We start from the raw sequence: 26,088 nt of genomic DNA on the forward strand, positions 1-26,088 counted from the left end.
CAGAAATAACGAAGATGTTTTTCCTATATACCGACACGTTAAGTTCTCACTTGCCTTAACTCCCTGTGGATAAAGTATACAGTACTCCTTCTTCTAATATTATTCATATTGATTTTCTTAAATGTAGCATATTTTCATACCAAATGTAAAGTACAATAGAGAAGTATTTATAAGGGAGGATTTTATGAAGAAAAAAGTATGGAAATGGCTATTAGGGATCCTAATTGTTCTATTAGCAGTCATTTCAATAATGGTCATAGTGGTTAAAAATAAAGAATACCAACCAAGCAAAACGGCTGTCTCTACTTCACAAGAAGCTTCAATCGTAGATAATGTTATTCGTTTTGAGGGCGACAACAACAAACCAAAAGTGATTTTTTATCCAGGTGCTTTAGTTGAACCAGCAAGTTACAGTATTTGGGCTCAAAAAGTAGCTCAAGCCGGCTATTCAGTTTATATCGTCCACTTCCCACTCGATTTAGCGGTTTTGAATAGTAACGCAGCTAATAAAATTTCTAAGAGCAATGGCTACGTTATCGGTGGTCACTCGCTTGGTGGAACGATGGCAGCTAAATATGCCAAAAATAATCCTAAGAATCTTAAGGGGCTCTTCTTTTTAGCAAGTTATCCTGAAAACAAGACTGATTTACATGAAATAAATGTACCAGTTCTCTCACTAACTGCTACAAAAGATGGTGTTTTGAACCATACCAATTATCAGAAAACTAAAAAACTGCTACCAAATAATACAATTTATGAACAAATAAACGGTGGTAATCATGCTGGCTTCGGTAGCTACGGCAAGCAAAAGGGTGATAATGCAGCATCTATCAGTAATGCAAAACAGCAAAATATTATAAGCACACTTTTAATAAATTGGTTAAATAGCTCAATTAGTGAATAATATAAAACGTTTTCATAATTTTCCACAAAAGCGCATACATTTTTGTTATACTAACATTAATCGTTACAATTTTTGGGGGAATTATGACAGTCTTATTTAATGAAAAAATAAATTTAACTGAGGATGCAACTGGATTTATCAATAAATATATCGACTATGTCAAAGAACTCAATCATAAGGATCTCTTTGAGGGATTAAAAGATAAACAAATTCTCAAGAACAAGTTCATCTTTAAGATGTACCAATTAGAAAATTTGGATTCTGCGACAATCGACATCCACGTTGCAAATAATCGTGTTTATGTTTTGGCAAGTGTCTGGACTTCTAAGGTCATTACAATTGGCTCAATTCCTCTCACACCTAAACTAAAAATAGCTTTATCAAATAATTATTATCCAAAACTAAGCATCACCGGTGGCTTCTTCAAACAAGTCGTACCGGATGATTTCGATAAGGATAAAATTGTCGACGGCTTTGATCCATATCAACTAACATTAGAGATTCACAAAGCTGACATGACCGTCTACAAATCACAAAAAATCGATACAATGTATCACGCTGCTTTCAAAACTGAGAATAGCTTGATCACAGTATCAAAAAACTTAATGCGCTGTTTTGCGGTCTTTGGATTATTATTAGGCTTAGGATTCATGTTCTTAGGCTACATGTTAACCGGCTTACTAGTTATCATTGCCTTCTTCGGCGTAAACTCCTATACCTTAATAATTGCTGATACGCACATGCAAACACAACCACAGCGACAAAGGATCAGTTAATATACAATTTATGTAAAATCCTCATAAAAATGTTGGTAACTTCATTTTTATGGGGCTTTTTTGCGTGTTTTATAGTATTATTATGATAAATATTTCCAAAATCGTTCGCTATTCACGAACAATGGGGGTTATGAGAGGGTGGTATATCTTGGAAAAAAAATCATTAAATAGAAGTCTGTCTTCAAGACAAATGCAGATGATTGCTTTGGGTGGAACAATTGGCGTTGGTCTATTTATGGGTTCAGCTTCGACTATCAAATGGACAGGTCCTTCGGTTTTAATCGCATATGCTATTGCAGGTTTGATTTTGTACATGGTTATGCGTGCTTTAGGTGAAATGATTTACACAGATCCATCTACAGGTTCTTTTGCAAAATTCGGCTCCGAATATATCCATCCAGTTATCGGTTATTTGACTGCTTGGAGCAATGTTTTTCAATGGTTAGTCGTCGGAATTTCTGAAGTAATTGCGGTTGGAACTTACCTAGAATTTTGGTGGCCCAATTTACCACAGTGGCTCGTTGGAATTGTCGTTGTCGCCACACTTTGTCTAGCTAATTTAACTTCTGTTAAAGCCTATGGCGAAATGGAGTTTTGGTTCTCACTGATCAAAGTTATCACGATTATTTTTATGATCATCATGGGACTTTTAGTTATCTTGTTCGGTGTTGGTAACAATGGACATCCCGTTGGTATCAGCAACCTTTGGACTAATGGCGGTTTCTTCACAGGAGGTTTGAAAGGTTTTATCTTTGCCCTTTCAATCGTTGTCGCTTCTTATCAAGGTATCGAAGTTATTGGTATCACGGCTGGTGAAGCAGAAAATCCTCAAAGCAGCATCGTTCATGCAATTCGTACTATCGTTGGAAGAATTTTGATTTTTTATATTGGTGCAATTTTTGTTATCGTTTCAATTTATCCTTGGAACAAATTAGGTACGATGGGCTCCCCTTTTACCGAAACCTTTGCCAAAGTCGGAATTACCTTTGCGGCTGAAATCATCAATTTTGTTGTTCTAACTGCAGCTCTTTCTGGGTGTAATTCAGGTATGTTCAGTGCCAGTCGAATGCTTTATACGCTTGGCTTAGAAAATAACTTACCAAAGTCGTTCAAGAAAATTTCTAAAGCGGGCGTTCCTTATATTGCCGTTATCACTATTTCACTGGGTATCTTAATTGGCTTGATCATCAACTTCTTACTTCCCGTTTTATTCCACACTTCTAGCGATATCTTCGTAGTCGTCTATAGTTCCAGTGTCTTGCCGGGTATGGTACCGTGGTTCGTTATTTTGTTCAGTGAGCTTCATTTTAGAAGACTTAACAAAGATAAAATGAAAGATCATCCCTTCAAAATGCCACTCTATCCTATCAGCAATTACTTAGCTATTGCAGCATTGTTAGTAATTCTAGTCTTCATGTTCTTAAATCCAGAAACGACTATTTCATTGTTGATTGGAGTTGTTTTCTTGGTATTCATGACTTGCTTCTACTTTGTTCGTGAAAGATTTCAAACACATAAGGAAAAATAAAAAACTTTGACTGTTTTTAAATAGTCAAAGTTTTTTCATTACAAAATAGAATCTAAATACTCTACTTTTTATAAATCCCCTTATCCTTAATATACCAAGCTACGTCATCAGGAACGTAATACTTCAACGACTTACCTTCACGAACTCGTTGTCTTATCACGGTTGAACTAATTTCAATCACTGGTGTATTGACCCACATGATTGGATATTGGGATTTTTTTTCGTAGCCTTTACGACAGACCCCGACAAAGTGAACTTCCTTAACTAATTCATCAATATGCGACCACTTGGACAAACTCTCAACAATGTCATAGCCGACAATCAAATAATACTCAGTATTAGGATTGCGTTCTTTTAGTCGTTTAATCGTTTCGTAAGTGTAACTGACCCCACCTAGATCAATATCAGTCATATCAAGTTGAAAATTAGGATTATCTCTAATGCCATATTTGATCATATTGATACGGTCATCGACACTGACTTTAGGAATATAGCGGCTAACTCCACGATGTGGTGGCACTTTACTAGGAATAAATAAAATCTTATCCAAATTCAATTGTTCAAAAACTTGTTGAGCAATCATCAAATGACCATTGTGAATCGGATTGAATGATCCACTGAGAATGCCGACATGTTTCTTCTTAAAATTAAAATCTAATTGCGGTTGGACTTTTGTTCTAGTTAAAACTGCTCCAGCTGTATTCATATTTCTCGCCTGCTTTAACAAATTATCTTTTGTTATATATTATACCAACTGTACAAAAAAATCTCCCACAACTAAATTTGTGAGAGATTTTTGCTATTTTTGATAATCATTAAGCGATTTTTCTAAACGATTCAAACCATCTTGAATCATACTTTCGGGACTAGCGATATTCATCCGAATAAAGTGTTGACCGTCGCCGCGATAAACAGAACCAGGATTGATGATCAAACCACTGTCGTCTTTAATAAACTGAGCTAATTTATCAGCATCATCAGTGATTTCTGAAATATCGAACCACAACAAGTAAGTTGCTTGACCTGGTACCCATTTGAGTTGTGGAATTTTTTCTTCGATGAAATCTAAAACTAATTGGCGATTCTTCAAAAGTTGTTCTTTCAAAGCCTTTAGCCATGGACCACCCTTTGTATAAGCGGCAATTGTTCCCGGAATAGCTACGAAGTTTGGTTCAGCTAGTTCTTCACTATTTAAACCACGACTCACTTGCGCACGAAGATTTTCATTAGGAACAATAATCGTTGCTGCATGCATGGCGGCCACGTTGAAAGTCTTACTTGGAGAAACTGCTACAACAATATTGTCGAGATACTTACTGTCTAAACCAAAGATAGGATTATAACCATTTTCAGTGAAGGTAATATCACCGTGAATTTCGTCACTGAATAACTTAACGTTGTATTTCAGACATAAGCTAGCAATTTTTTCTAATTCGGATTTTGTCCAAATTTTGCCAACTGGATTGTGAGGATTGCAAAGAATCATCATGTTAGTCAACGGATCACTTAATTTTGCTTCCAAATCCGTGAAATCGATTGAATAAGAACGAGTTTTATCATCGTAAATTAAATCATTAGAAACCACATGGCGACCGCTGTTGACGATAGAATTGTAGAAAATATTATAAACTGGTGCTTGAACTAAGACGTTATCGCCTAACGAAGTTAATCGTCTAACCGCTGAAGAAATAGCTGGAACTACTCCGGTCGCAAAAATCATCCAATCCTCTTGTGGACGAGCGTGATGTTCTTTTTCATACCAATCAGCCACGGCTTTGAAATATTCTGCTGGAATTTCTTCATAGCCAAACAACCCCATCGAAATTTTTTCTTGTAAAGCCTCGATAATCTCGGGAGCTGTTTGAAAATCCATATCGGCAATCGTCATTGGTAAATCACCGTTTGGAACATCCCATTTAGCTGAATTACCAGCTCGCTTTTTATTTAGAGTTTCAAAATCATATGCCATCAAAACACCTCATCATTGAACTTTATTGTACTTTTTCAGCGACTTCAATTTTAGTTTTATCAGGATCGATTTGAGGATCATCGAAGATTACTTTATCAACAGATTTTACTTTGATTGATCCACTGATAGGATTCTTGATACTCATCACATTAGTTGTAATGTCGGCATCAATATTTGAACAGTATTCGAAGGCCAAATCAGTCCGCAAAACTTTACAATTGATCATCTTGAGACCATCGATGTAACAAAGTCCCTGATCACTTTCGATTGTACAATTAATCAAAGTTAAATTCTTAGTATTCCAAGCTAAATATTCACCACTAATTTTTGAATCATAAATCGTTACGTTCTCACAGTTCCAAAAAGCATCTTTAGAAACGAAAGTTGAATTATGAACTTCAATATCCTTAGCACCATCGAAAACGTAGTTCCCAACGACATTTAAGTTTTCTGCATAAATATTTGAGCTATCCTTACCGAAGTAATTTCCGTTAACCTGGACATCTTTTAATTTGATATCGTCACAAGTCCACATTGTTTCTTCAGCGTCGGCAAAATGAACATTATTCAACCGAATATTAGAAGCTCTTCTGAATAATTTAGGTGCTTGTAAAGCTGAATCGTTAATTTCAATATCGTGAGTATACCAAATTCCAGAACGGGACATAGTTTCAAAAATACTGTTATTTACAACGACGTGATTAACGTACCAAAGTGGATACTTCCATTTGAAAACCACATCGTCTAAATTGATATTACTAGCTTCTTTTAGTGGTGATTCACCTTGTCCAAAAGTAGTATCAACGATTGTTGCATCATTGATTTTGAACAATGGACGTTCACCGTCAAAATATCCTTCATTAATTTCTGTTGTCATTTATTTTATCTCTCTTTTATTTTTCTTCATTATTTTGTAATTCATATAATTCTGCATAATGTCCACCAAGCTTCAATAATTCTTGATGAGTTCCTCGTTCAATGATGCGACCTTTATTCAACACTAAAATCAAATCGGCATCTTGAACGGTGGATAAACGGTGGGCAATAGCAATTGTTGTTCGGTCATCACGCATTTTGTGCAATCCATTAGTAATACTTTGCTCAGTCTGGGGATCAATATTGGCTGTAGCTTCATCAAGGATCAAAACTTTTGGATTTCTAACAATGGTTCTGGCAAAAGAGATCAATTGTCTTTGACCTGTTGAAAAACTGGCACCTCTTTCACTAACCTTGGCATGATATTTACCAGGAAGTTGTTGAATAAAGTTATCAGCGTCGACAAATTTTCCAGCTTGTTCAACTTGTTGATCGGTAATTGAATCGTCAAACATGCGAATATTTTTGGCAATGTCACCGTAGAACAAGTAAGGTTCTTGAATGACCAAGCCGAGCTTCTGACGTAATTCTTGAGTTGAATAGTCACGAATATCACAATCATCGATTAAAATCTGACCTTCTCCAAATTCATAAAATCTCAACAATAAATTGATGATAGAACTCTTACCACTTCCTGTGTGACCGACAAAAGCTACAGTTTGACCAGGTTGAACAGTGAAAGAAATATCCTTCAAAACTGGTTTGCCCGGCTCATAACTAAAAGTCACGTGACGAAATTCGATTTTTCCTTGAGTAATTTCCTCGCGACTATTTTCGAGTTGTTTAGGAGCAGTTGTCTGATTGTCGAATAATTTCATGATTCTGAAACCAGCTACTAAACCATCTTGGAAAAATGACATGTAGTTCATCACATCAGACAGTGGATTGAAGAAGTTTTGTTGGTAGGACAAGAAGGCATAGATAACACCTGCTTGTACTAGAAAATGCATACTATCCCAACCAAAACCACTCAAAGACACGACTTCAGCTAAAATGAACATCAAACTGATTGTCGGATACAACAAGAAAGCATTAACGTTGATCATCTTGTTACGCATTCCAAAATAGGCGTTATTTCGATCTTCGAATTCAGCGGTCATTCGTTTTTGTTGACCAAATTGTTGGATAATGCTGATACCCATCAACGATTCGTTCAATTTTGTATTGATTTGACTCAAGAATTCACGCAAATTTTGGTAAATTTTAAAGCTTAATTTCTGATAAAGCCACACTAAGAAGTACAACACAATCACAAATAAAGCAGTCAACAAGGCCAAAGTTTTGTTAACTGACATCATCGCTACAAAAGCTGAGACCATGGCGAAAAATGCCACAATGATCATCAAAAACAAAGTCCAAAAATTATACAGTGTCTTCGTATCATTAGTAACTCTTGAAACGATTGACCCCGCTGGTGTGACGTCAAAGTAATTTAACCCTAAGGTATGTAATTTATGAAATAATTTGCTTCGGATTTTTTCTAGTGTTCGTTCGGCACCCATTGCAAAGGCAAACTCCTCAACGAATTGAACGATTGCTTTGATGATTGTGCCGATAGCATACAAAATGGCAAATGAAATAATTAAGCGCACGCCGGTACTTTGGTCAGTCAAATAATGATCCATGTAAAATTGCAGCATTCTTGGTAATAACACATTGACAACACTCAATAAAATAGCAAATACAATTGCAATACCAAATTGCTTCTTGAACAACCAAGCAAATTTAAACAGACGTTTTAAAATTTGGCGTTGGTCTTTTCTAGTCAATGAATGAATCTCTGCAAGTGTCTTCTCATTCTCATTTTTCATCATTTAACCTCCCCTCAAGTTGTTCGTTTCGAGCTTGTAAATTATACGTATCAGCGTACCACCCAGCTTGCTGTAACAACTCTTGATGAGTACCTTTTTCAACGATTGTTCCATTTTCAACAACGATAATCTCATCAGCATCTTCGACTGAACTCAAACGACTAGCAGCAATGATAGTTGTCCCCTGCCGGCGATTTTTGGCGATTCGAGATTCAATGTGACGTTCAGTTTTAGAATCAACCGCTGAAAGTGAATCATCCAAAATCAACAACTTAGGATTACTCAAAATAGCTCGTGCAATCGCTAAACGCTGCTTTTGACCACCAGATAATGAAACTCCGAGTTCACCGACTTGGGTATCATATCCCTCTGGCATTTGCTTAATATCAGCATCCAAATCAGCAACAAAACTAGCTTGTTCAACTTCTTCTTGGGTAGCATCGATATTAGCAAATCTAACATTATCTCTGATATCTGTTGAGAATAAAAAGTTGGTCTGAGGTACGTAACCAATCGTATTTAAATAGCTGTTTAAATCAAATTTTCGAATATCGACTTTGCCAACATTAATTGATCCTTGATAATGATCAAAATCACGCATTAATAAACTAATAATGGTCGACTTACCACCGCCAGTTGGTCCTACTATTCCTAAAGTCTGACCTGGCTTTAATTTGAAATCAACATCATGTAAGGTAATCTTTGGATCGTCTGGGTAGGCAAAACTTTCAACTCGAAAATCCAACAATCCATTTGGAACAGTTGTGAGACTATCCTTAGTTTTGACAGCCGAAGATTTCTCATTCAACAAATCACTGATTCGATCGTAACTAGCTGATCCTCTTTCCAATAAGTTGAACAGACTACCGACAGCATACATTGGCCACATCAATTCGGCCATATAAGTAATGAATGATACAAGTTGACCAATCGTAATTCTCTGCTGCAATACCGCTAATCCACCAAAGATAATCGTTAACGTATACGAGATCCCCATTATCAAAGTCGTCAGCGGATCAAACATTGCATCTAAACGATAAGAACGTTTATTGGCTTTGATATTTTTGTCAACATAACGGTCAAAATCTTCTTCATCTTCAGTCTCCTGACCCAATGCTTTTAAAACTTTAATTCCGACGACACTTTCTTGAGTTTTATTGTTAATACTCGAAAAAGCCGCTTGGGAATTACGAAAAGCGACATGGATTTTTCCACCAAGAACATTTGCCATAACTGCTAATAACAATAACGGTAAAACAGCCATCAAAGTCATCTTCCAATTAACAAACATCCCCATTGCTAAAATCATCGAGACACCCGTAATCAAAGAATCCGCTAAAGTCAAAATTCCTGGTCCCGGAACATCTCTGACAGCATCGATATCATTAGTCGCATGAGCCATCAAGTCACCAGTCCGCCACTTCTGATAAAAAGTTTTATCCATCTTCATAAAATGACGAAAGAGTCGACTTCTCAAATCACGTTCCAGCACATAGGAACTTCCATAGATCATTTTCTGCCATAAAAAGCGCAACAAATACTGCATGATAGCAACGACAAAAAGTGTCACCATGTTAATGACTAAAAATCTCACAGTCATATTCTTATTGCTGACAGAATCAACTACATTCCCAATAATCCGTGGTGGTATTACATTACAAACTGCCACTAAAATTAAGGCCACCACACCAATTAAATATTGTTTCCATTGGTGTTTAAAAAACCAACTTAAACGAGAAAAGATCCCCATATATTTCACCCACCTGTTACTTCAAAAATGACCTCAAAAATAACTCTACACCCTAAAGTCGACTTTAACTCAAGCGTTAATTTGAGATTATTTTTAGAAAAACGTTTTCTATACAAAAAGAACAATCCTCAAATTAATTCTAAGGATTGTTCTCTATGATTAAATTCATTTTTATACTATTACAACAATTATAATAAATCAACGTTCTTGACGTCATGAATCGTTTTAGTTCCAGCCAATTGCATTGTAATTGAAAGTTCTTTGTTCAAGTGTTCAATGACATCTGTGACACCTTGAGCACCACCAAGATTCAATCCATAAATAATTGGACGACCAACGGCAACTAAATCAGCACCACTAGCCAAAGCTTTGAAGACATGTTCTCCACGACGAACGCCACTATCAAAGACGACTGGAACACGTTTGTCGACAGCCTCTGCAATTGCAGGTAATACGTCAAATGAAGCTGGACCTCCATCTAATTGACGGCCACCGTGATTTGATACCCAAATACCATCAGCACCAAATTCGATAGCAAGCTCTGCATCGTCTGGTGATTGAATACCTTTAACAAAGACTGGCAAACCAGACATATCTTTGATTTTTTGAATATCTGAAGGTACGATACCCTGCTTAGCGGCAGCATAAATTTCAGAGATTCCCTTACCTTCACCATCGCCGTTAGAAAAGGCAGCTAAGTTTGGCATTGGTAGTGGGAATTGGAATTTGTTGATAACATCCTCTTCACGATAACCACCAAGCGTTGAATCAACCGTCAAAATGATAGCCTTAACACCGGCTTTGACAGCTTTCTTGATCAAGAATTCATTAAATTTGTCATCTTTACTCATGTAGAGTTGGAAGAATTGTGGGGCATCCGGAGCAGCTGCAGCACCATCTTCAATAGAAGTACTACCGTAAGTACTCATTGAGAAAATTGAACCAGCAGCAGCCACACCTTTAGCAGTATCAACTTCGCCTTTAGCATGAGCCAAACCATGAGCAGCTGAAGGAGCTTCAATGATTGGAGTCTTCAAATCAATATCCCAAAGCTTAGTACTCAAATCAGCATGATCGATACCTTGCAAAACACGGGGCATAATTCTCTTTTTGTTGAAGGCCTCAGTATTTTGCTTCATTGTCCATTCGTCTTCAGAACCTCCACGAATATAACCAAAAGCACCTTTTTCATTGCTCATATGATCCTTGACACGTTGTTCCAAACTAGCAATATTGACGATTTCAATATGCTTTTCTTCTGTACTTGCTTCATATTTTGCCATAAAAATCCCCATCCTTTTTTGATGTTACTTTTTATTTAACAGGTACATTCTAGTCCATATCGACATATATTGCAGAAATTTATTCTTTGAAAAAGATATTTTTATTAATTTGTCTCTTTTTGTCCACCACTAATAATTTTGTTGAACAGCGTTGGTCCAATCAAACACGTTATAATGGCTGCCAAAGTGATTGCTCCAGCTTGAGCAGTATTGATCAATTTCAAATTTTGACCAACTTGTAAAATTGGCAAAACCAAAGTAATCGTAGTCGAAGTCAAAATTGTCGCTGCAGCTGAATATCTCTTGCCAAACTTTTTTCGAAAAGCTACGTAGACAATCATCTTAGACAAAATGAAAGCAACGAAGAAAACAGGAATCAAAATTAAAGCTTGCTTGTTAGTCAACAAAGTTCTTAGATTCAAATTGACACCGGTAGTAATGAAGAAAACGGGAATGAAGAAACCATATCCCATCGAACTCAATTTCTCTTCAGTATCTGACTTAGGCTTGAGTAATTTCATAACTGCTCCAGCTAAGAAAGCACCTAAGATATTTTCAGCACCAATTTGTTCAGCAAATGTGACTAAGATAAAAATCAAAAAGAACGCCAAACGAATATCTAATTGTGTCGTACTCTTATCAATACCTTCGAAGAAAACATAAATCCGATTGAATCTCCGCAATAAAATAATGGCAATGATAAAGATAACTGGCAATCCCAAAACGGATAAATAGTTCTGCTGCTTCATAGCTGAATAGACTGTCAAAGCTAGTAGGGGAATAAACTCTCCCAAAGCACTAGTCAACAGAATCGTCTGTCCATAGTTAGTCTGCAACAACCCAACTTCTTTTAAGAGTGAAATAATAACTCCTAAAGCAATCGTACTGAATAAAATAACTGCCAAGATAAATTCACTAAAAATGCCAGTTGCATACAATATCGTACTCAAAATCAACGACATGATTAGAATTGAAACAAAACCCCAAATCGAAGTTCCTAATGGTGAAAAAGTATTTTTATCTTTCTTAGGCTCTAACAACGAAAAATCAATTTCCATCCCACCTAAAAAGATCAACATAATAACACCTAAACTAGAAATGTAACGTAAACTAGCATCGGGTTGAACAATATTCAAACCAGTTTTTCCGATAATTATTCCCATAATAATTTCCGAAATAGCTGTCGGCATTCGCGTCAAATGAAACCTTGCGGTAATTAAAGGTGTCGCTAAGGCCGCAAACAAGACGATTAATAATGCAAATCTCTCCATAATTTATATCCTCGTATCCTCTGATAATTTCAACACTTGATGATATAATATTTTATTCAAAATATAAAATAAAACGATTTTTGAGACCCATTACACAAAAAAATACCTATTCAAATCTCTTCTAATTACTAGATTATCTGAATAAGTACTATTATTCTTTTAGATTAAAAACACTTGACTAATCGTAGGATCTAGTCCGGAATAGCAAAGCAAATTGGCTCAAATGTGAAATTTCACTTGGCAATTTATTGCCTAGTGAAAGGTCGAGCTTGAAGACTTTGCCCGGTTTTGGGCTTAGCAAAGGCTCCAAGTCGTGCCCACATTGTTCCAGCCAAATTTGCTTTGCTATGGAGGACGGAATATTACAGTTCAAAAAGAGCTATTTTACATTATATTAGAGCCTAACCATTATTCTTCAGTATTTAATTTCTGAGGCTCACCAACAATCAAGTGATCTAAAATCGAAATTACTAAGAATACAAAAGCTACAATACAAACTCCGGACCAACCGAATTGTCCCCAAGCCCAAGTAGCTGACAAAGTTCCGATTGAACCACCTAAAAAGTAACTGAACATGAAAACTGAATTATTACGACTGCTTTGTTTACGATTAATCGATTGAACAATCGCTTGATTAGACACTTGACTGAATTGTGTACCTAAATCTAGCAAAACAATTCCGACAATCAAGCCAATGATCCAAAAGCCAACTAGCCAAAAAATCACAAAAGCTAAACCAGAAAAAATCATACTCAAACTAATTGTCAGTTTAGGTGATTTTTGATCGACTAAATCTCCAACCCAAGGTGCTACTAAAACTCCGGCAATTCCAAGTAATCCTAATAATCCAGCAACATTACTACCTAAATGATACTGGTCTGCCAAATAGAAGGCTAACGTTGACCACAAGACATTTGACATTCCAAACATACAAAAGCCGTTGATAGAAGATCCACGTAATTCTTTTTGAGAAATAAATAATTTTGGTAGCATTTTGATAACTAACAAATAGTTTAAATCTTGATGACCACGCTGATCTTTTGGCATAAAGCGATGCACAATAACTAAAAAGATTAAATCGATTACCGCAGCGACTAAATAAATATCTTGCCAAGGCATGATGCTTCCCAATAGGCCACTAAACGAACGTGATAACAAAATACCAGTTAACAAACCACTCAAAACAATTCCCAAGACTTTTCCACGTTGTAAAGCTGGTGCTAAATAACCTGCATATGGAATGATAATTTGCGGTGCGACTGATGTGATACCAATTAAAGTTGTGGCAATCGCAAATACTGCAGCATTTGGTGCTAAAAAGGCTATCATTAATGAAATAATTGACAAAACCATCATGAATTGAATCAAGTGATACCGATCAAAAATATCTCCTAATGGAACTATTAGCAATAAGCCAAAAGCATAACCCAATTGCGTTACCATCGCTAATATCCCAACAACTGCTTTAGATACTCCAAAATCAGTCGCAATCAAGTTTTCAATCGGTTGAATAAAATTTAAATTAGCAACGATGACACCTGTTACTACGGCCATCAATAAAATGGTCTTTTTTGACATAGTTTTTTCCACAGTTAATTCTCCCCCTCATTTAACTGTTTAATCGATTCTCTTACCCAATCTAAAGCTGCTTTCATCTTCATTTGTTCTAATTCGATGACCCATCTGGCATTCTTCAAATCAGTTTTTGAAATCTTCGTATTTTTTAAATCTTGTGCTTGTTGAGTCAATAAATTCTGGCTCTTCAATAAATAAGTCTGATAATCATGTAAAATTTGTTTTTTCAATTTTAAATCTACTTGATGAAAATTACGGAATTTCACGCTATAAGTAAAATCTAAATTTGGATTTAATGGAACTTTTTGCGCCATTAGTTCATAAAAATGCTTTTTACCTGCTTTAGTAATCGTCGCAACTTTAATAAAGCGATTATTCTCTGATTTCACCTCAGAAATCGTAATATAACCAGCTTCGTTCAAGCGATTGAACAACGGATAAATCATCCCAAAACTAATTTTTCGTTGTCGTCCGACAATCTGTTGCAATATATTTTGCATCAAATAACCACTCATCGACTCATCCATTAATTGACCTAAAACGAATAAATCATACATAATCTCACCTCTATATCAGTCTGATATAAACACAACTTTTTTAATATATATCAGACTGATAGTTGTGTCAAATTACATTAAATTATTTTTATTAGCTTATACGATTTTACAATGGTCTAGCCCTATCTTTGATTAGAATATTCTTGCTATAATCGAAATGATCAAAATCAAAATAAGGGGATTAAACTTATGCAAACCAATTTGATTAATCATCGTACTAACGAGATTAAAAACGTTAAAGTAGGTTTCTCATGGACTGTTTTCTTTTGGGGGTTCTTTCCAGCTTTATTTAGGGGTGACTGGAAATGGCTTGCAATTATGATTGTTTCGAATATTTTAGTAGGATCTATTACTTGGGGCTTTGGGTGCTGGTTGGTTTCACTAGTATTTTCGGTTATTTACAACAAAATCTATGTGACTGATTTAATGAATCAAGGTTTTGAACCTATCGATGAATCTGCAGCCAACATTTTATTATCCAAAGGATACATCACTAACTCTAATCAATTTCACCATTAAAAAAACTCTTAATTCTCATCTAAATTGTATGAGAATTAAGAGTTTTTTAAATTACCAATCTAACTAATGCCAGAGAAATAATCCCGACAACAACAATCAGCAACAATTTCTTAGTAAGAATAGCTGTCAAAACAGTTGGTACTGAAGCCAACAAATTAGCAAAGTCAATCTGTGGTAGATGCCCAATTTGTTGGTGGAATAAGTTTTCAAACCATAAGGCAGCCATGATAGTTATTGGTACGAAGCCCAAAAATTCGACTACTTTAGGTGATAAGTTAAACTTTTTTAAAAGGACAAATGGCATGATTCGAGACAGCCAGGTCACTAAACCACATGCAATTAAAGTCCATAAAACAAATTTAGTCGATGGCATGTTTCAAAATCACCCCTATCGTGCAACCAATTAAAGTTACAACTAGAATTAATAAATCACTGGAAATAAAAATCAATCCAAAATATACCAGTGGCAACATGATACCAACGACAATCAATTGAACTTTCAAAGAAATCGATTTGTCACTGATTAGTTGTAAGTATAACAATCCAATAAACATCGCCACTAAAGCAAAATCTAAACCGAATTTTTCTGGATCGGTGATAATTTTGCCCAACATTGCTCCCACTGCAGTCGACACTGCCCAGACTAGATAGGCCATCACATTAACAGTATTAAACCACTTGAAAGTCAATTTACCGTCAGTGTAATTGAGCTTATTCATACTCAAGGCAAAACTTTCATCAGTAATCAGACTTCCTAGTAAGATATTTTCAAATAACGAATTCTCTTTAAAGAAATTTGCTGTTGTCATGCTCATTAAGATCATCCGTGAATTAACTAAAAAAACTGACAAAGCAATTGAAACAATCGGCGTTCCAATTACTAACAAACTGACTAAAATAAATTGCGCCGAACCTGCATAGACTATCAAAGACATCAAGGTTGCCATCAAAACGCTCATTCCAGCAGACGCGGCCACGATGCCAAAAGACAGACCAATTCCAATGTAACCAAATACTGTTGGAAGTGTATCTTTGACAGCCGTCTCAACACTTAAACTATCATCCATAAACTTTCCCCCTCCTCAGTTAAATGATTATAATAATTTTAATTTAGTTAAATGTCAATTAGATATAAAGAAATAATCTAGAAACAAATAATTTTAAAAAAACGTTATAATCAAAGTGATAAATCAATGGAGGTATCGTATGAAAAAAGCTATTTTTGAAAAAGTCGGTCAAATGAAGATCGAAGATGTTGCAAAACCTACTATCCAAAAAGATGATGACGTCATTATCAAAGTTGTCCGTGCTTGTGTCTGTGGCTCAGACCTTTGGGCTTACCGTGGTCTTGAAGATAAAGCTCAACACTCTGAAAATTCTGGTCACGAAGCTATCGGAATCGTTGAAGAAGTTGGAAAAGATATCACAACTGTCAAACCCGGTGATTTCGTAATTGCTCCATTTACTCACGGTTGCGGACATTGTCCAGCTTGTTTAGCTGGTTTTGACGGCGACTGCCAATCACACAAGGATAATTTCAGTAATGGTAACCAAGCTGAATACATCAGATTCCAACATGGTCAATGGGCTTTGATCAAAGTTCCCGGTCAACCTAGCGATTATAGTGAAGGCATGCTCAAATCACTTTTGACTCTAGCCGATGTTTTGGCAACTGGTTTCCATGCTGCTCGTGTTGCTCACGTTAAAAAAGGCGATACAGTTGTCGTTTTAGGTGATGGAGCTGTTGGTTTGTGTGGAATCATTTCCGCTAAACTACTCGGTGCTAAGAAAATCATTTCTACTAGTCGTCACCCTGATCGTCAAGCACTCGCTAAAACTTTTGGTGCCACTGACAACGTCGCTGAACGTGGCGATGAAGGTGTCAAGAAGATGCTTGACCTAACTAACGGTTTTGGTGCTGACGCTGTACTTGAATGTGTCGGAACTGAATTATCAACCGAAACTGCACTACGCGTTGGTCGTCCTGGTAGTGTCGTTGGTCGTGTTGGTTTACCACATACTGGTAAGATGGATATCGCTACTCCATTTGAAAATAATATTTCAATTGCCGGTGGTCCCGCTTCTGTTTCAACCTATGATAAACAACTTCTTCTAAAGGCAGTTCTAGATGGAAAAATCAATCCTGGACTTGTCTTTACAAAGAGTTTCAAACTTGACGATATCGATGCTGCTTATAAAGCAATGACCGATCGTAAAGTCATCAAATCATTAGTTGTCGTTAGTGACTAATTAAAAAATGGTCTCGCCAAATTTGGTGAGGCTATTTTTTATTAATAATTTCGATGATAACTTTTCTTATAATAATGACGTTGTTGATAAGGGTTCTGCACTTCTGGAACTTGGAATTCCAAATCGACCTTTGAGCGACCAGTTGTATAGTCGAATTGTAAGTGATTTTCAACATTCCATAAATAGCGATTCAATTTCATACTTCCATCAGTCGCCAAGGCTTGGACCCAAATACCTCGAGCCATCAATTCATTGCCACGAAAAACTGGCGTAACTTGATAAATAACTTTTTTATTTTTGGCTAAGGAATTTCTAACCGTCTGTTCAATTTGAACCATTGTTTTCTGATTGGAAAAACTCGTTTGCGTGAACAAATTATATGGATTATCGATACTTCCTAATTGGCCTTGTTGAACTTGTCCGGATTTATTCAAATTAAAGGTCATTGTATAGGCTATCAGGTGTCCTCGATTTTGAGGAATTATACGCTGCCCTTTTACGTATTTAGGTTGATTATTCCATCCCGTTGGACGCCAAGTTTGTTCAGTCCGAGTATTAGAACGTCCCAGATTATTTCTCGTCAAGTAAGCTGTTGCTGTTTTAGTTCGATTGAGTTTGTCCAAACCACCATAGTCGATATGCTCACTCTTGAAATCGGACGCTTTAATTGTTGAAGGTCTGTCGTCATTTAAAATTTTAACTGGTTTATCTCCTGACGAATAAGTCCATTGACTTAACTTTTCAGCACTAATAACCGAGTCAACTTTCGTCTGTGTATTGCTTTGCTGACTTTGATCATTGGTATTAACTGCACAACCACCTAGAAGTAACGGTAATAATAACAATAGTAATTTTCTCAAAATAATCTCCCTTTAAAAAGCCATTCGTGACTTAATTTTCAAATAACTATCCACTAAAATTTCATCGTAAGCTTTGATGTAGTTAACATTGTCAATATCACAAATATTATCTAATTTATTCGTAGCAACAATAATCGTCTTATCCAATTTCACTAATTCTCTGATCCAACTAAAAACTTCCTGTGACGAAGTAAGATCTAAACCCATTTCTGGTTCATCAAACAAATATAATTCTTTTTCTACCATAATGTTGAGATATATTATTACGAGCTTTTTCTCAATCATCGATAATTCTAGAAACTTTTGTTGTTCCAATTGTAAAATACGCAAAGGTGGCGTAAATTTTTTAGTTCCCGCTAATTGCCTGATAAAATTCAAAATTTCTGCCACTGTCAAATTAACGTAGAAGTCATTTTGTTGTGCCAAATAAGCAATTTCAGATGTCTTAGGAAAGCCGATTAAATTATCTTGTGCTTCATTCTGGGCAATCTGATCCAGTAATTCGGTTTTGCCACTTTGACGTTTACCAAGCACAAAATTCAACTGACAATCCTCAAAATAGAAATTAACATCTTTAAAGATGATTCTTTTTTGCTTAGATAAATTAAAATTTTCGATTTTCATCGTAATTTTTCTCCAATCGAAAATTTCTTGAAAACTAATACGCTAATTATTAAGTATAGCAAACTACAAAAAACTAGAAAAACAGCGTATTTGATAGTCGAACAAGGTACAACATATAATCCATAAACAAATTGAAATGGACTAAACAATGTTAAAACCGCTTTGTTAAATCCTTGTGGATGGACTCCCAACAATAATATGCCAATTGTAAATACACTCCCAGCTAAGCAATTAAAAATAACGCGCCGGATTTTTAGAATAAAAAAAATTGACGTCATCGCGATACATAAAACAGTTATTAGTGAAGACGTCAAAAATCCATATACAAAAGTCAATGAAGATACGTGTGTAATAAAAAAAGTAACGTATAAATTAAACAGAAAAATCTCCAGTTGCACAATTACTAACTGAACCAATAAATTAGCTAAAACAATCGAATGCCGTGAACCACTCAAATAAGTCAGCGTTTTTAAGAAGCCACTCTCACGTAAGCGAATTAAATTCAATAAAAATCCATTAAAAACAGTCGTCACAACAATATATGACCAATATACATAGATTGATTCATTATCTTGAAAATCTAAAGTTTTATTCAAGAAAACCATAAACATCGGTACGATCAAGGTGTAGACAAAGTAAAAACGTTCTTTAAAAGCTATTGTTAGCTGTATTTTAAAAAGTGCCCAATCATTTCTTAATTCCAAATTTAATCCCCATTTTCCTCAAAAATCATCAATTAAATTAATATATTTTAATCTAACTGTCAATTACGATTCTGATATATTGAAAATTAAGAATTATTTATAAAATCACATAAAAATGAATTTCTGGATTTTAAAAATAATTCGTGTCTTTTTAGAAAAAATCGGGTATGATATTGAGAGAAAAATTTTAACCGAGGAAAAGCTTATGAATTACTTACTACTACTAGTATCAATCGGTTTTGAAGTTTTGGGGACTTCACTTTTAAAGAAGACGGATGGCTTCACTAATTTGTTACCTACATTGGGTACATTATTGTCTTATTTCATCTGCTTATTCGTCCTCTCCCACGTATTGAAAAGATTACCTCTCAGTTTGACATATGCCACTTGGGGTAGCGTTGGGTTGATACTAGTCACAATTGCAGGAATGGTCTTTTATCACGAATCATTGTCAGCCGCTTCAATCGCTGGACTCGTTTTAGTAGTATCGGGAACCGTTCTAATAAATGCATTCTAAAAAAACGTGTGAATCCTAAAATTCACACGTTTTTTTTATCTTCTTTTTCTATAAATGTAAATGACACTACCAGCAATTATTACCATAGCTATGATTGCACCTAAAATAATCCATAGATCATGAGAACGATTTGGAACTTTCTTATTTAATTGTTTATTCTCACGACTGCTGATTGTAAAGTTACGTTTCATTTTCCAAGCATTTTGACCATTATTAGCTTTAACATTCAAATACATTGTATAAGTACCGGGTTTTAATCTCTTATTCTTCCCAGTGCCACTAGGTGTATTGACATTAACTGGATAATCAAATTTGCTATCAGGTGCAATGGACATATTCTTCTTATCAGATTTCAAAATAATCTTTTTACTATTTTTAGGAGTAATTTGAGCATCTACCGAAACTTTCTTCTCCAATTCTGGGACATCATTGTCCATTTGACCCTCAACGGAAATTTGGTCACTATTAGTAGTTACTTGAAAAGCTTTGTCAAATTTCAAATCAGGTTTTACAGTATCTGTACTTTGTTGAAGTTGTAGACCCAAAACATAATCATATTTATTTCTTAATGAGACACCTTTTACTTTCTTCTTATTATTTATCTGATTATTTTCTTCAACTAAAATACCTCCTAATAGTTCACCTTCAAAATGACCACTAGGTGCCTGAATACCGACTGTTACTTCTTTAGAAGATTTTGCGGGTACATTCACATTCTTTGGATAAGTTACTAAATTTTCAATATTGTACTTTAGATCGTGATCAGGCTTTACTCCGTGTTTATTATAAACAATTACACCATTAACATCAGTTGTAGCACGATTGATCTGAATATCATAAGATTGCGTTGAAGTACTATTATTATTGATCTTAAATTTAATATTTTCTCTCTGGTTAGGACTAACCTTCAGATCATAATAACCTACTTTTTTATCAATTTGATTAGTCGCGCTCTCTGGACTCACGCTGTAATTGACCGTTGGCGTGACTGCAGCTTGAACTGGAGTATTTAAAAATTGAAAACCAAGAAACATCGATATAAAAATCAAAAATCCCACTAACGACTTTTTCAAAATAATTCCTCCAAAAAAAGAGAGGCATAATTAAATACCCCTCTTCTTTGTAACCTAAAATTGTAACTCTTTATTTTAGCTAGGTGCATTGGACAAAGTCCAAGTCAATGTTGAACTATATGATCCACCGACATTCCCAGCTGGAACCATCAATGAAGCATCGCCAGCATTGTATGTTGCAGTATAAGCACCAACGCCATCACCAGCAGCGGCGTCAACTACAGTTGCTGGAGCTGTTGACAATGCAATTGTTGGACTAAATGTTGGTAATGCAGAAACGTTATCAGTAGCATCGGCCGTCAATGCTGGTGACTTACTATCAGCAAGTGACAAAACTGCGCCTTTCAAACTACCACCAGTCGCATTACTAAAAGCACTATCTGCAACGGAAACTGACCAACCAGTTGGTTCACCAGGATTAGTTACGTGCAAATCGCTAGAAATACTTGTTGACTTGTATGTAGCGTCACTAGCACTTGATGCAACCGTACCAAAATCGATTCCACCGGGTGTCGTTGTACTTGTTGAGCCACCAGGTACACTATCCAACGTAATTGTTCCAGGCGTCAAATCTGCCGTCGATGTTGATGTTTCTGAAGGTGTCGTTGTTGTTGCAGCCTTCGTGACAATTCCACCTGCACCAACAGAACCAATTCCTAAAATTGCAGCACCGATTAACAAACTATTTTTTAATAATTTTTTCATTATATAATTCCCCTCCATATGCGATTTTTTTCGATATGAAACAGAGCCAACTCTCAAGATGGTTTTCCAGGACCCTTTGGGGAATAACTTTTGCCATCTTTTTTCTTGGAGACCTCTCAACCTCCATTTCCGTTATATAATCCTTTTTAATTATTAACAAGTAAATCTAATGCTACTGTACGAAAAGTAAATTATAATAAGTATAGTAATAATTAGAAGGTGTCATAATACATGGTTGAAACTAATTTAAACAACAATTTAATCATCAATGTCGCTAATATTATTTGGAGTTTTGATCCAACTAATAAAGAAATACTTGTCTTGCTAGTTAAAAACTCATTGGGCCAAAATGTCGACAAATGGGGCTTACCTACGACGATTCTTCGAAAAGAGGAAAGTGCTGAGGAAGCTTCTTTGCGTTTGATTCGAGAAAAAATTGGCATTAACTTACCGAAGTTTTCGACTGAACAGCTAGCAACTTTTAGTAACGTTAATCGAACTCAAAAGAATCGTGAAATTGCTTTAACTTATATGACTTATCTTCCACAAAAAATCGATTTAACAGCTGGCTATGGTGCTAAGGATGTTGAATGGTTTCATGTTCAATATTCAGCAGATCAATATTTATTGAAATACCAAAATTTAATTTTTAAAACTTTATCGGATAAAATATCGGAAAGTGATTTTTATAACAATATCGATGAATTCAATACTGACAAGCATTTAATGGCTGATCATGAATTGATCCTTCGTTTAGCATTTAATAGAATTACTAATCGTCTAGATTATTTACCAACAATTTTGCTGATTTTGGGAGACCATTTTACCCTCAAGCAAGCTCGTGAAGTTTACGCTACTTTTTGGAAAGAACCGGTCACAAACATTGATAACTCAAACTTTCGTAAAACTCACTCTCATCTCTTTATTGAAGTAGGCATTGAACATGGTAAGAGTGGTCGACCAGCCAAATTGTATAAACTTCGCGGTCTACTTGACCAAAAATAAGGCTTCTGCTAGTCTTATTTTTAAGCTATTTAAGGTAATTTTTACCTTTAATAAAAATAGTTATTATTCTTTATAATTTTGGAGGTAGATCTTGAAATCACAAGAAATAAATACCAAAGACAACAGTGGTTTAAAACTACTAATGGTCATTGGTACGGCTTGGCTATTTGATGCTGCGGACGTAGCTCTATTATCATTTATCATGCCTTTATTGAAAAAAGAAATGCTATTAACTGACGGACAAGTTGGACTAGTTAGTTCCATTACAACCGTCGGTATGATTATTGGTGCCATTCTATTCGGTTACTTGGCTGATAAATTTGGCAAAAAAAATATCATCATCATTACGTTATTATTGTTCTCCATCAGTAATTTAGCACTGGCATTGACACAAAACTTGCCACAATTTCTCTTAGTCCGTTTCATCACTGGAATTGGACTTGGAGGCGAATTACCAGTAGCTACAACTATTATTGCCGATTCATTTTCAGGTCATCGTCGCTCGAAAATGTTAATTTTAGTCGATAGTTTTTGGGCCATCGGTTGGATTTTGGCTTCTCTATTAGCCTTTTTATTCATGCCCGTTTATGGTTGGCGTCCTACAGTTATTATCACTTCGGTTATGGCTCTTTACACACTAGTAATCAGACGCCATTTACCAGAGCAAACAAATATCAAAAATGACAAATTGAATCTAAAAGTCGCTTTTGGTCAAATTTGGTCTAAGGATTTTCGCCGCGCTACTATTTGTTTGAGCATCCTTTGGTTTATCATCATGTTCACTTACTACGGTATGTTTTTGTGGCTACCTAGTGTCTTGATCAAACGTGGTTTTTCAGTTGTTCATATTTTTAAATATACTTTATTGATGAGTTTTGCTCAATTACCAGGATATTTCTTGGCGGCTTATTTAATGGGAAAACTCAGTCGAAAAAAAGTTCTCGCTATTTATCTAACAGGTACTATCATCGGAGCGTTTATGTTTGCCACTGCTCAAAGCGAGTTCTTAGTTGTCTTCAGTAGTTGTGTTCTCTCCTTCTTTACTTTAGGTGCCTGGGGAATCATGATTGCTTTGACACCAACTCAATATCCGTTAGAGATTCGTGGCGTTGGTATTGGCTTTACTCAATCGATCGGTCGAATCGGTGCTACAATTGGACCTTACTTGATTGGTTTTTCATTAGGATTAGGTATCAGTGTTTCAACAGTCTTCTCTTATTTCGTTGTCGGCTTAATTATCGGTATCATCGTTCTAGTCTTTGGCATGGTCGATAACGATCAAAAATAAAAAAGTTACCTTACTTTATTTATTCCAATAAATCAAAATAGCATCAATTCAGATATAGTCGATTTGCGATAATTAACTATTTATCTGAATTGATGCTTATTTATTTGATCGTAAAAATATATGATCACTGCCTAGTCCGGATTTTTTATTTTATAATTGTTCAGTTTCTGGATGGTCTTTTGTCAAATGTTCAATCTTACCATCAACCTTGAAATACTTCTCAGTCAATTCCTTTAATTCTTCAATTGCTTCACTAGCACGTTTAGCTTGTTCTTCATTGATAGCTTCAACAACCAAAACTGAATCAGTTGTGTCTTCAGTCAACATAGTTCTTTGAGCTTCACGCCAGTTAAGGCAACGACAAATAGCACCGGAATTATCATAATAAATAATTTCTCCTGGTAAAGCTGGTGAATCCTCTGTTGCACCCAATGGTTTAAAACCTTCGCCACCTTCAGCTTCTCCCAAATGCATATCGCCATCGAAAGCATTAATATTTTCTCCACCACAAGGAACGCCATATTTTAGAGAAACACTGTTATAAATATCAACTAGGGGATTGATTGGTGAAAATTCATGTCCTTGACTAACCCGTTTTAACAAGGCTTCAATTGAACAACGAGCACCTTTTTTAGTCTTAAATTGGCGAAAAGCTTGACGCCATTGATCAATCACATCATTTTCACGGAAAACATCATTGGTGATAAACTTCTTCGATTCTTCTGAACCCTCGTGCAACAATTTGGCAAAATATGGATCGTCTTTTTCGTCCACATGATTGTCAATCCCATGAATTGTTAAAGTGCTAATTTGTGCTTCTGGGAATAATTCAAAAAACTTTTTATCTATAACTACCTTTGTCATTACTATTTCCTCAATTCTTTTTTTAAAATGAAATCTGTTTGTACTGAATCGCCCATCGTAAAACGGTGAGAACTATACTTCTCAAAGCCCAGAGAATTATAAAATTTTTGGGCTGCAAAGTTTTTCTCCCATACGCCTAACCATAAACGATCTTTGCCTAAATCACTGGCTCTTTTAATAGCAAATTCCAACATTTTTTTGCCAATGCCGTGACGCTTAAACTTCTCTCTGACATAGATTCGTTGAACTTCCAAAAAATCATCGGCCATTTTTTCGCTCTGGGCATCTAAAATATTAATTTTTAAATATCCAGCCATTTCACCATCTTCATAAGCAAAATAGAACTCGGAATTCAGATTGCTTAATTCTTGCTCCAAAACTTTAATATCATAAGCTTTTTTCAAATAGCTTTTTAAATTTGTTTCTGTATTATAAGGACCAAAAGTTGCCGAAAAAGTCTCAATACTGATATTTTGCAAAAGTTCAGCATCCTTTGGCGTACATTTAACCAGTTTTATCATCAATACACCCGTTTATTACCTTTTTTTACGTATTCCCAATTTTCAGAAATATTCTTCTCAACTACTTCCAAAAGTTCAAAAACTTGCTCTTTTTGACTATCTGATAATCCCCTTAAGGCAATCTCATTAGAATAATTTTCTTCACGAGATAAAATTGGATAAGTTTCTTTACCTTTTTTAGTCACGTAAAGTTTTTTCTCTTTCTTGTTGTCTGGAGCTTGTTTACGAACAATAAAGCCATTATGCTCAAGTTTTTTAATGGCCCGGGCTGCAGTCGTTCGATCAACTTTGATCATTTCGGCTACTTTTTCTTGAATAATACCAGGGTTCTCATAAATTCGTGCTAGATAAATATACTGTCCTTTGGTTAAATCATACTGCTTAAATTCAATATTACTGATTGAATCCAATGATCTAGCAATCACTCCAATAGATCTCAAAATGTCTACCACAAAATCCTCCTCTTCCAAACAAATTGTATTGTATAATCATTTTATTGCGTTTGCAACAAAAATATAAATAAAAAAATTAGCAACCTTTAATCATTGCTAATTTTTTTATTATATTAATGAATTGCAAAGTTTACATTATGAGCAAATTGGTCGATTTGTTCGATATAGTCTTCACCATTTTCCAATTTAGCAAGTGTGGCCTGAACGTTTCTGTCATCCCGCAATCGGCTAAACAAGTATTGGAAGGAATAATTCTTGTCCAACAAATTATATGTTTTTAGAACAAAATCCTTAGAATAATCTTCTTCGTCGATGTCTTTTTGATTATTAATATCGGTATATAGCTCCGATAAAACTTTCTTTGCTTCAGTATTGTCATTTAGTTTCATCAATACGCACCACCTAA

28 protein-coding genes and 1 other annotated feature (1 of these 29 cut by a window edge) are annotated in these 26,088 nt (G+C 35.4%); of the genes, 8 read left to right on the forward strand and 20 right to left on the reverse strand.

All coding sequences use genetic code 11. The annotated features are described in order from the left end of the window. Window positions 1–107, reverse strand: a binding site (T-box leader) (it extends 138 nt beyond the left edge of the window). A gap of 77 nt (window positions 108–184) precedes the next feature. The 3 genes from FFM65_RS06875 (at window position 185) to FFM65_RS06885 (ending at window position 3,208) form a co-directional block, all read left to right on the forward strand. Further along, on the forward strand, window positions 185–904 hold the full coding sequence (locus FFM65_RS06875) for an alpha/beta hydrolase (RefSeq protein ID WP_119318339.1): 720 nt from the start codon (window positions 185–187) through the stop codon (window positions 902–904). 83 nt (window positions 905–987) lie between these two features. Next, window positions 988–1,680: a hypothetical protein gene (locus FFM65_RS06880; protein WP_119318338.1), complete on the forward strand. Its 693-nt coding sequence runs from the start codon at window positions 988–990 to the stop codon at window positions 1,678–1,680. A 148-nt stretch (window positions 1,681–1,828) separates the two neighbouring features. Next, window positions 1,829–3,208 (forward strand): amino acid permease, encoded by a 1,380-nt coding sequence (locus FFM65_RS06885; protein ID WP_119318337.1) that lies wholly within the window; start codon window positions 1,829–1,831, stop codon window positions 3,206–3,208. Between the two features lie 61 nt (window positions 3,209–3,269). Here the strand turns inward: FFM65_RS06885 and FFM65_RS06890 are convergent, their stop codons facing one another. The 9 genes from FFM65_RS06890 to FFM65_RS06930 all read right to left on the reverse strand — a co-directional run bounded on the left by FFM65_RS06890 (window position 3,270) and on the right by FFM65_RS06930 (window position 14,300). Further along, on the reverse strand, window positions 3,270–3,914 hold the full coding sequence (locus tag FFM65_RS06890; RefSeq protein ID WP_059074530.1) for a nicotinate-nucleotide adenylyltransferase: 645 nt from the start codon (window positions 3,912–3,914) through the stop codon (window positions 3,270–3,272). Between the two features lie 93 nt (window positions 3,915–4,007). Then, complete coding sequence (locus FFM65_RS06895) at window positions 4,008–5,177, reverse strand: MalY/PatB family protein (RefSeq protein WP_119318336.1); 1,170 nt, start codon at window positions 5,175–5,177, stop codon at window positions 4,008–4,010. Between the two features lie 22 nt (window positions 5,178–5,199). Further along, window positions 5,200–6,054, reverse strand: a complete 855-nt coding sequence (locus tag FFM65_RS06900; protein ID WP_119318335.1) for a DUF3737 family protein — start codon at window positions 6,052–6,054, stop codon at window positions 5,200–5,202. A gap of 16 nt (window positions 6,055–6,070) precedes the next feature. Further along, window positions 6,071–7,864, reverse strand: a complete 1,794-nt coding sequence (locus FFM65_RS06905) for an ABC transporter ATP-binding protein (protein WP_119318334.1) — start codon at window positions 7,862–7,864, stop codon at window positions 6,071–6,073. After that, a complete protein-coding gene (locus FFM65_RS06910) occupies window positions 7,854–9,614 on the reverse strand; it encodes an ABC transporter ATP-binding protein (RefSeq protein ID WP_119318333.1) in 1,761 nt (586 codons plus the stop codon). Before FFM65_RS06910 ends, FFM65_RS06905 begins: the two co-directional genes overlap by 11 nt. Window positions 9,615–9,802: 188 nt before the next feature. Next, the gene (locus FFM65_RS06915) at window positions 9,803–10,897 is read right to left on the reverse strand and encodes a lactate oxidase (RefSeq protein WP_119318332.1); all 1,095 of its coding nucleotides are present in this window, start codon (window positions 10,895–10,897) and stop codon (window positions 9,803–9,805) included. A gap of 104 nt (window positions 10,898–11,001) precedes the next feature. Beyond that, window positions 11,002–12,168 (reverse strand): cation:proton antiporter, encoded by a 1,167-nt coding sequence (locus FFM65_RS06920; RefSeq protein ID WP_119318331.1) that lies wholly within the window; start codon window positions 12,166–12,168, stop codon window positions 11,002–11,004. Between the two features lie 408 nt (window positions 12,169–12,576). Next, the gene (locus tag FFM65_RS06925) at window positions 12,577–13,746 is read right to left on the reverse strand and encodes an MFS transporter (RefSeq protein WP_119318400.1); all 1,170 of its coding nucleotides are present in this window, start codon (window positions 13,744–13,746) and stop codon (window positions 12,577–12,579) included. A gap of 14 nt (window positions 13,747–13,760) precedes the next feature. Continuing rightward, window positions 13,761–14,300 (reverse strand): PadR family transcriptional regulator, encoded by a 540-nt coding sequence (locus FFM65_RS06930; protein ID WP_119318330.1) that lies wholly within the window; start codon window positions 14,298–14,300, stop codon window positions 13,761–13,763. A gap of 189 nt (window positions 14,301–14,489) precedes the next feature. Here FFM65_RS06930 and FFM65_RS06935 point away from each other — a divergent pair, with 189 nt between their 5' ends. After that, on the forward strand, window positions 14,490–14,819 hold the full coding sequence (locus FFM65_RS06935) for a DUF2628 domain-containing protein (protein ID WP_119318329.1): 330 nt from the start codon (window positions 14,490–14,492) through the stop codon (window positions 14,817–14,819). A 46-nt stretch (window positions 14,820–14,865) separates the two neighbouring features. On the opposite strand, the gene FFM65_RS06940 is transcribed toward FFM65_RS06935, so the two are convergent. Both FFM65_RS06940 and FFM65_RS06945 read right to left on the reverse strand, forming a co-directional pair. Then, a complete protein-coding gene (locus FFM65_RS06940; protein ID WP_119318328.1) occupies window positions 14,866–15,192 on the reverse strand; it encodes an AzlD domain-containing protein in 327 nt (108 codons plus the stop codon). Further along, window positions 15,179–15,886 carry an AzlC family ABC transporter permease gene (locus tag FFM65_RS06945; protein WP_119318327.1) on the reverse strand — a complete coding sequence of 236 codons (708 nt, stop codon included), beginning with the start codon at window positions 15,884–15,886 and terminating at the stop codon, window positions 15,179–15,181. Before FFM65_RS06945 ends, FFM65_RS06940 begins: the two co-directional genes overlap by 14 nt. A 139-nt stretch (window positions 15,887–16,025) precedes the next feature. Here FFM65_RS06945 and FFM65_RS06950 point away from each other — a divergent pair, with 139 nt between their 5' ends. After that, window positions 16,026–17,069, forward strand: coding sequence for an alcohol dehydrogenase catalytic domain-containing protein (locus tag FFM65_RS06950; RefSeq protein ID WP_119318326.1), 1,044 nt, complete (start codon window positions 16,026–16,028; stop codon window positions 17,067–17,069). A 41-nt stretch (window positions 17,070–17,110) separates the two neighbouring features. Here FFM65_RS06950 and FFM65_RS06955 read toward each other — a convergent pair whose 3' ends face one another. From FFM65_RS06955 to FFM65_RS06965, 3 genes are read right to left on the reverse strand one after another with little or no spacing between them, the layout of a single operon-like run. Then, entirely contained in the window at window positions 17,111–17,929 is an 819-nt protein-coding gene (locus FFM65_RS06955; RefSeq protein WP_119318325.1) for a DNA/RNA non-specific endonuclease, read from the reverse strand. 12 nt (window positions 17,930–17,941) lie between these two features. Next, window positions 17,942–18,553 (reverse strand): ATP-binding cassette domain-containing protein, encoded by a 612-nt coding sequence (locus tag FFM65_RS06960; protein ID WP_119318324.1) that lies wholly within the window; start codon window positions 18,551–18,553, stop codon window positions 17,942–17,944. After that, window positions 18,550–19,257, reverse strand: coding sequence for a hypothetical protein (locus FFM65_RS06965; protein ID WP_119318323.1), 708 nt, complete (start codon window positions 19,255–19,257; stop codon window positions 18,550–18,552). The genes FFM65_RS06960 and FFM65_RS06965 overlap by 4 nt, the downstream gene beginning before the upstream one ends. Window positions 19,258–19,462: 205 nt before the next feature. On the opposite strand from FFM65_RS06965, the gene FFM65_RS06970 reads away from it, so the two are divergent. Continuing rightward, complete coding sequence (locus tag FFM65_RS06970) at window positions 19,463–19,774, forward strand: DMT family transporter (protein ID WP_010020278.1); 312 nt, start codon at window positions 19,463–19,465, stop codon at window positions 19,772–19,774. Window positions 19,775–19,809: 35 nt separating this feature from the next. On the opposite strand, the gene FFM65_RS06975 is transcribed toward FFM65_RS06970, so the two are convergent. Together FFM65_RS06975 and FFM65_RS06980 are read right to left on the reverse strand one after the other, a co-directional pair. Further along, a complete protein-coding gene (locus FFM65_RS06975) occupies window positions 19,810–20,847 on the reverse strand; it encodes a WxLIP family cell surface protein (RefSeq protein WP_119318321.1) in 1,038 nt (345 codons plus the stop codon). A gap of 75 nt (window positions 20,848–20,922) precedes the next feature. Next, on the reverse strand, window positions 20,923–21,552 hold the full coding sequence (locus tag FFM65_RS06980; RefSeq protein WP_162897962.1) for a WxL domain-containing protein: 630 nt from the start codon (window positions 21,550–21,552) through the stop codon (window positions 20,923–20,925). Between the two features lie 231 nt (window positions 21,553–21,783). Between FFM65_RS06980 and FFM65_RS06985 the strand changes: the two genes are divergently transcribed. Beyond that, window positions 21,784–22,557 (forward strand): NrtR DNA-binding winged helix domain-containing protein, encoded by a 774-nt coding sequence (locus FFM65_RS06985; RefSeq protein ID WP_119318319.1) that lies wholly within the window; start codon window positions 21,784–21,786, stop codon window positions 22,555–22,557. A 142-nt stretch (window positions 22,558–22,699) separates the two neighbouring features. Next, the gene (locus tag FFM65_RS06990; RefSeq protein ID WP_119318399.1) at window positions 22,700–23,845 is read left to right on the forward strand and encodes an MFS transporter; all 1,146 of its coding nucleotides are present in this window, start codon (window positions 22,700–22,702) and stop codon (window positions 23,843–23,845) included. Between the two features lie 150 nt (window positions 23,846–23,995). On the opposite strand, the gene FFM65_RS06995 is transcribed toward FFM65_RS06990, so the two are convergent. The 4 genes from FFM65_RS06995 to FFM65_RS07010 form a co-directional block, all read right to left on the reverse strand. After that, the gene (locus FFM65_RS06995; protein WP_119318318.1) at window positions 23,996–24,709 is read right to left on the reverse strand and encodes a B3/B4 domain-containing protein; all 714 of its coding nucleotides are present in this window, start codon (window positions 24,707–24,709) and stop codon (window positions 23,996–23,998) included. Between the two features lie 2 nt (window positions 24,710–24,711). Continuing rightward, on the reverse strand, window positions 24,712–25,230 hold the full coding sequence (locus FFM65_RS07000; protein ID WP_119318317.1) for a GNAT family N-acetyltransferase: 519 nt from the start codon (window positions 25,228–25,230) through the stop codon (window positions 24,712–24,714). Then, the gene (locus FFM65_RS07005; RefSeq protein ID WP_119318316.1) at window positions 25,230–25,682 is read right to left on the reverse strand and encodes a MarR family winged helix-turn-helix transcriptional regulator; all 453 of its coding nucleotides are present in this window, start codon (window positions 25,680–25,682) and stop codon (window positions 25,230–25,232) included. The genes FFM65_RS07000 and FFM65_RS07005 overlap by 1 nt, the downstream gene beginning before the upstream one ends. 113 nt (window positions 25,683–25,795) lie before the next feature. Continuing rightward, window positions 25,796–26,071, reverse strand: a complete 276-nt coding sequence (locus FFM65_RS07010; RefSeq protein WP_119318315.1) for a hypothetical protein — start codon at window positions 26,069–26,071, stop codon at window positions 25,796–25,798. Window positions 26,072–26,088 lie beyond the last annotated feature (17 nt).

It is taken from the genome of Companilactobacillus formosensis (assembly GCF_005405305.1).
GTDB classification, from domain to species: domain Bacteria; phylum Bacillota; class Bacilli; order Lactobacillales; family Lactobacillaceae; genus Companilactobacillus; species Companilactobacillus formosensis.

Excerpts from the sequence above, each read along its gene's own strand:
- FFM65_RS06950 (WP_119318326.1), top strand. The coding sequence starts at position 16,026 with ATGAAAAAAGCTATTTTTGAAAAAGTCGGTCAAATGAAGATCGAAGAT.
- FFM65_RS06930 (WP_119318330.1), bottom strand. The coding sequence starts at position 14,300 with ATGTATGATTTATTCGTTTTAGGTCAATTAATGGATGAGTCGATGAGT.
- FFM65_RS07010 (WP_119318315.1), bottom strand. The coding sequence starts at position 26,071 with ATGAAACTAAATGACAATACTGAAGCAAAGAAAGTTTTATCGGAGCTA.
- FFM65_RS06945 (WP_119318327.1), bottom strand. The coding sequence starts at position 15,886 with ATGGATGATAGTTTAAGTGTTGAGACGGCTGTCAAAGATACACTTCCA.
- FFM65_RS06910 (WP_119318333.1), bottom strand. The coding sequence starts at position 9,614 with ATGGGGATCTTTTCTCGTTTAAGTTGGTTTTTTAAACACCAATGGAAA.
- FFM65_RS06990 (WP_119318399.1), top strand. The coding sequence starts at position 22,700 with ATGGTCATTGGTACGGCTTGGCTATTTGATGCTGCGGACGTAGCTCTA.
- FFM65_RS07000 (WP_119318317.1), bottom strand. The coding sequence starts at position 25,230 with ATGATAAAACTGGTTAAATGTACGCCAAAGGATGCTGAACTTTTGCAA.
- FFM65_RS06970 (WP_010020278.1), top strand. The coding sequence starts at position 19,463 with ATGAATTACTTACTACTACTAGTATCAATCGGTTTTGAAGTTTTGGGG.
- FFM65_RS06920 (WP_119318331.1), bottom strand. The coding sequence starts at position 12,168 with ATGGAGAGATTTGCATTATTAATCGTCTTGTTTGCGGCCTTAGCGACA.
- FFM65_RS06880 (WP_119318338.1), top strand. The coding sequence starts at position 988 with ATGACAGTCTTATTTAATGAAAAAATAAATTTAACTGAGGATGCAACT.
- FFM65_RS06915 (WP_119318332.1), bottom strand. The coding sequence starts at position 10,897 with ATGGCAAAATATGAAGCAAGTACAGAAGAAAAGCATATTGAAATCGTC.
- FFM65_RS06980 (WP_162897962.1), bottom strand. The coding sequence starts at position 21,552 with ATGAAAAAATTATTAAAAAATAGTTTGTTAATCGGTGCTGCAATTTTA.
- FFM65_RS06940 (WP_119318328.1), bottom strand. The coding sequence starts at position 15,192 with ATGCCATCGACTAAATTTGTTTTATGGACTTTAATTGCATGTGGTTTA.
- FFM65_RS06935 (WP_119318329.1), top strand. The coding sequence starts at position 14,490 with ATGCAAACCAATTTGATTAATCATCGTACTAACGAGATTAAAAACGTT.
- FFM65_RS06875 (WP_119318339.1), top strand. The coding sequence starts at position 185 with ATGAAGAAAAAAGTATGGAAATGGCTATTAGGGATCCTAATTGTTCTA.
- FFM65_RS06925 (WP_119318400.1), bottom strand. The coding sequence starts at position 13,746 with ATGTCAAAAAAGACCATTTTATTGATGGCCGTAGTAACAGGTGTCATC.
- FFM65_RS06895 (WP_119318336.1), bottom strand. The coding sequence starts at position 5,177 with ATGGCATATGATTTTGAAACTCTAAATAAAAAGCGAGCTGGTAATTCA.
- FFM65_RS06900 (WP_119318335.1), bottom strand. The coding sequence starts at position 6,054 with ATGACAACAGAAATTAATGAAGGATATTTTGACGGTGAACGTCCATTG.
- FFM65_RS06905 (WP_119318334.1), bottom strand. The coding sequence starts at position 7,864 with ATGAAAAATGAGAATGAGAAGACACTTGCAGAGATTCATTCATTGACT.
- FFM65_RS06960 (WP_119318324.1), bottom strand. The coding sequence starts at position 18,553 with ATGAAAATCGAAAATTTTAATTTATCTAAGCAAAAAAGAATCATCTTT.
- FFM65_RS06985 (WP_119318319.1), top strand. The coding sequence starts at position 21,784 with ATGGTTGAAACTAATTTAAACAACAATTTAATCATCAATGTCGCTAAT.
- FFM65_RS06995 (WP_119318318.1), bottom strand. The coding sequence starts at position 24,709 with ATGACAAAGGTAGTTATAGATAAAAAGTTTTTTGAATTATTCCCAGAA.
- FFM65_RS06890 (WP_059074530.1), bottom strand. The coding sequence starts at position 3,914 with ATGAATACAGCTGGAGCAGTTTTAACTAGAACAAAAGTCCAACCGCAA.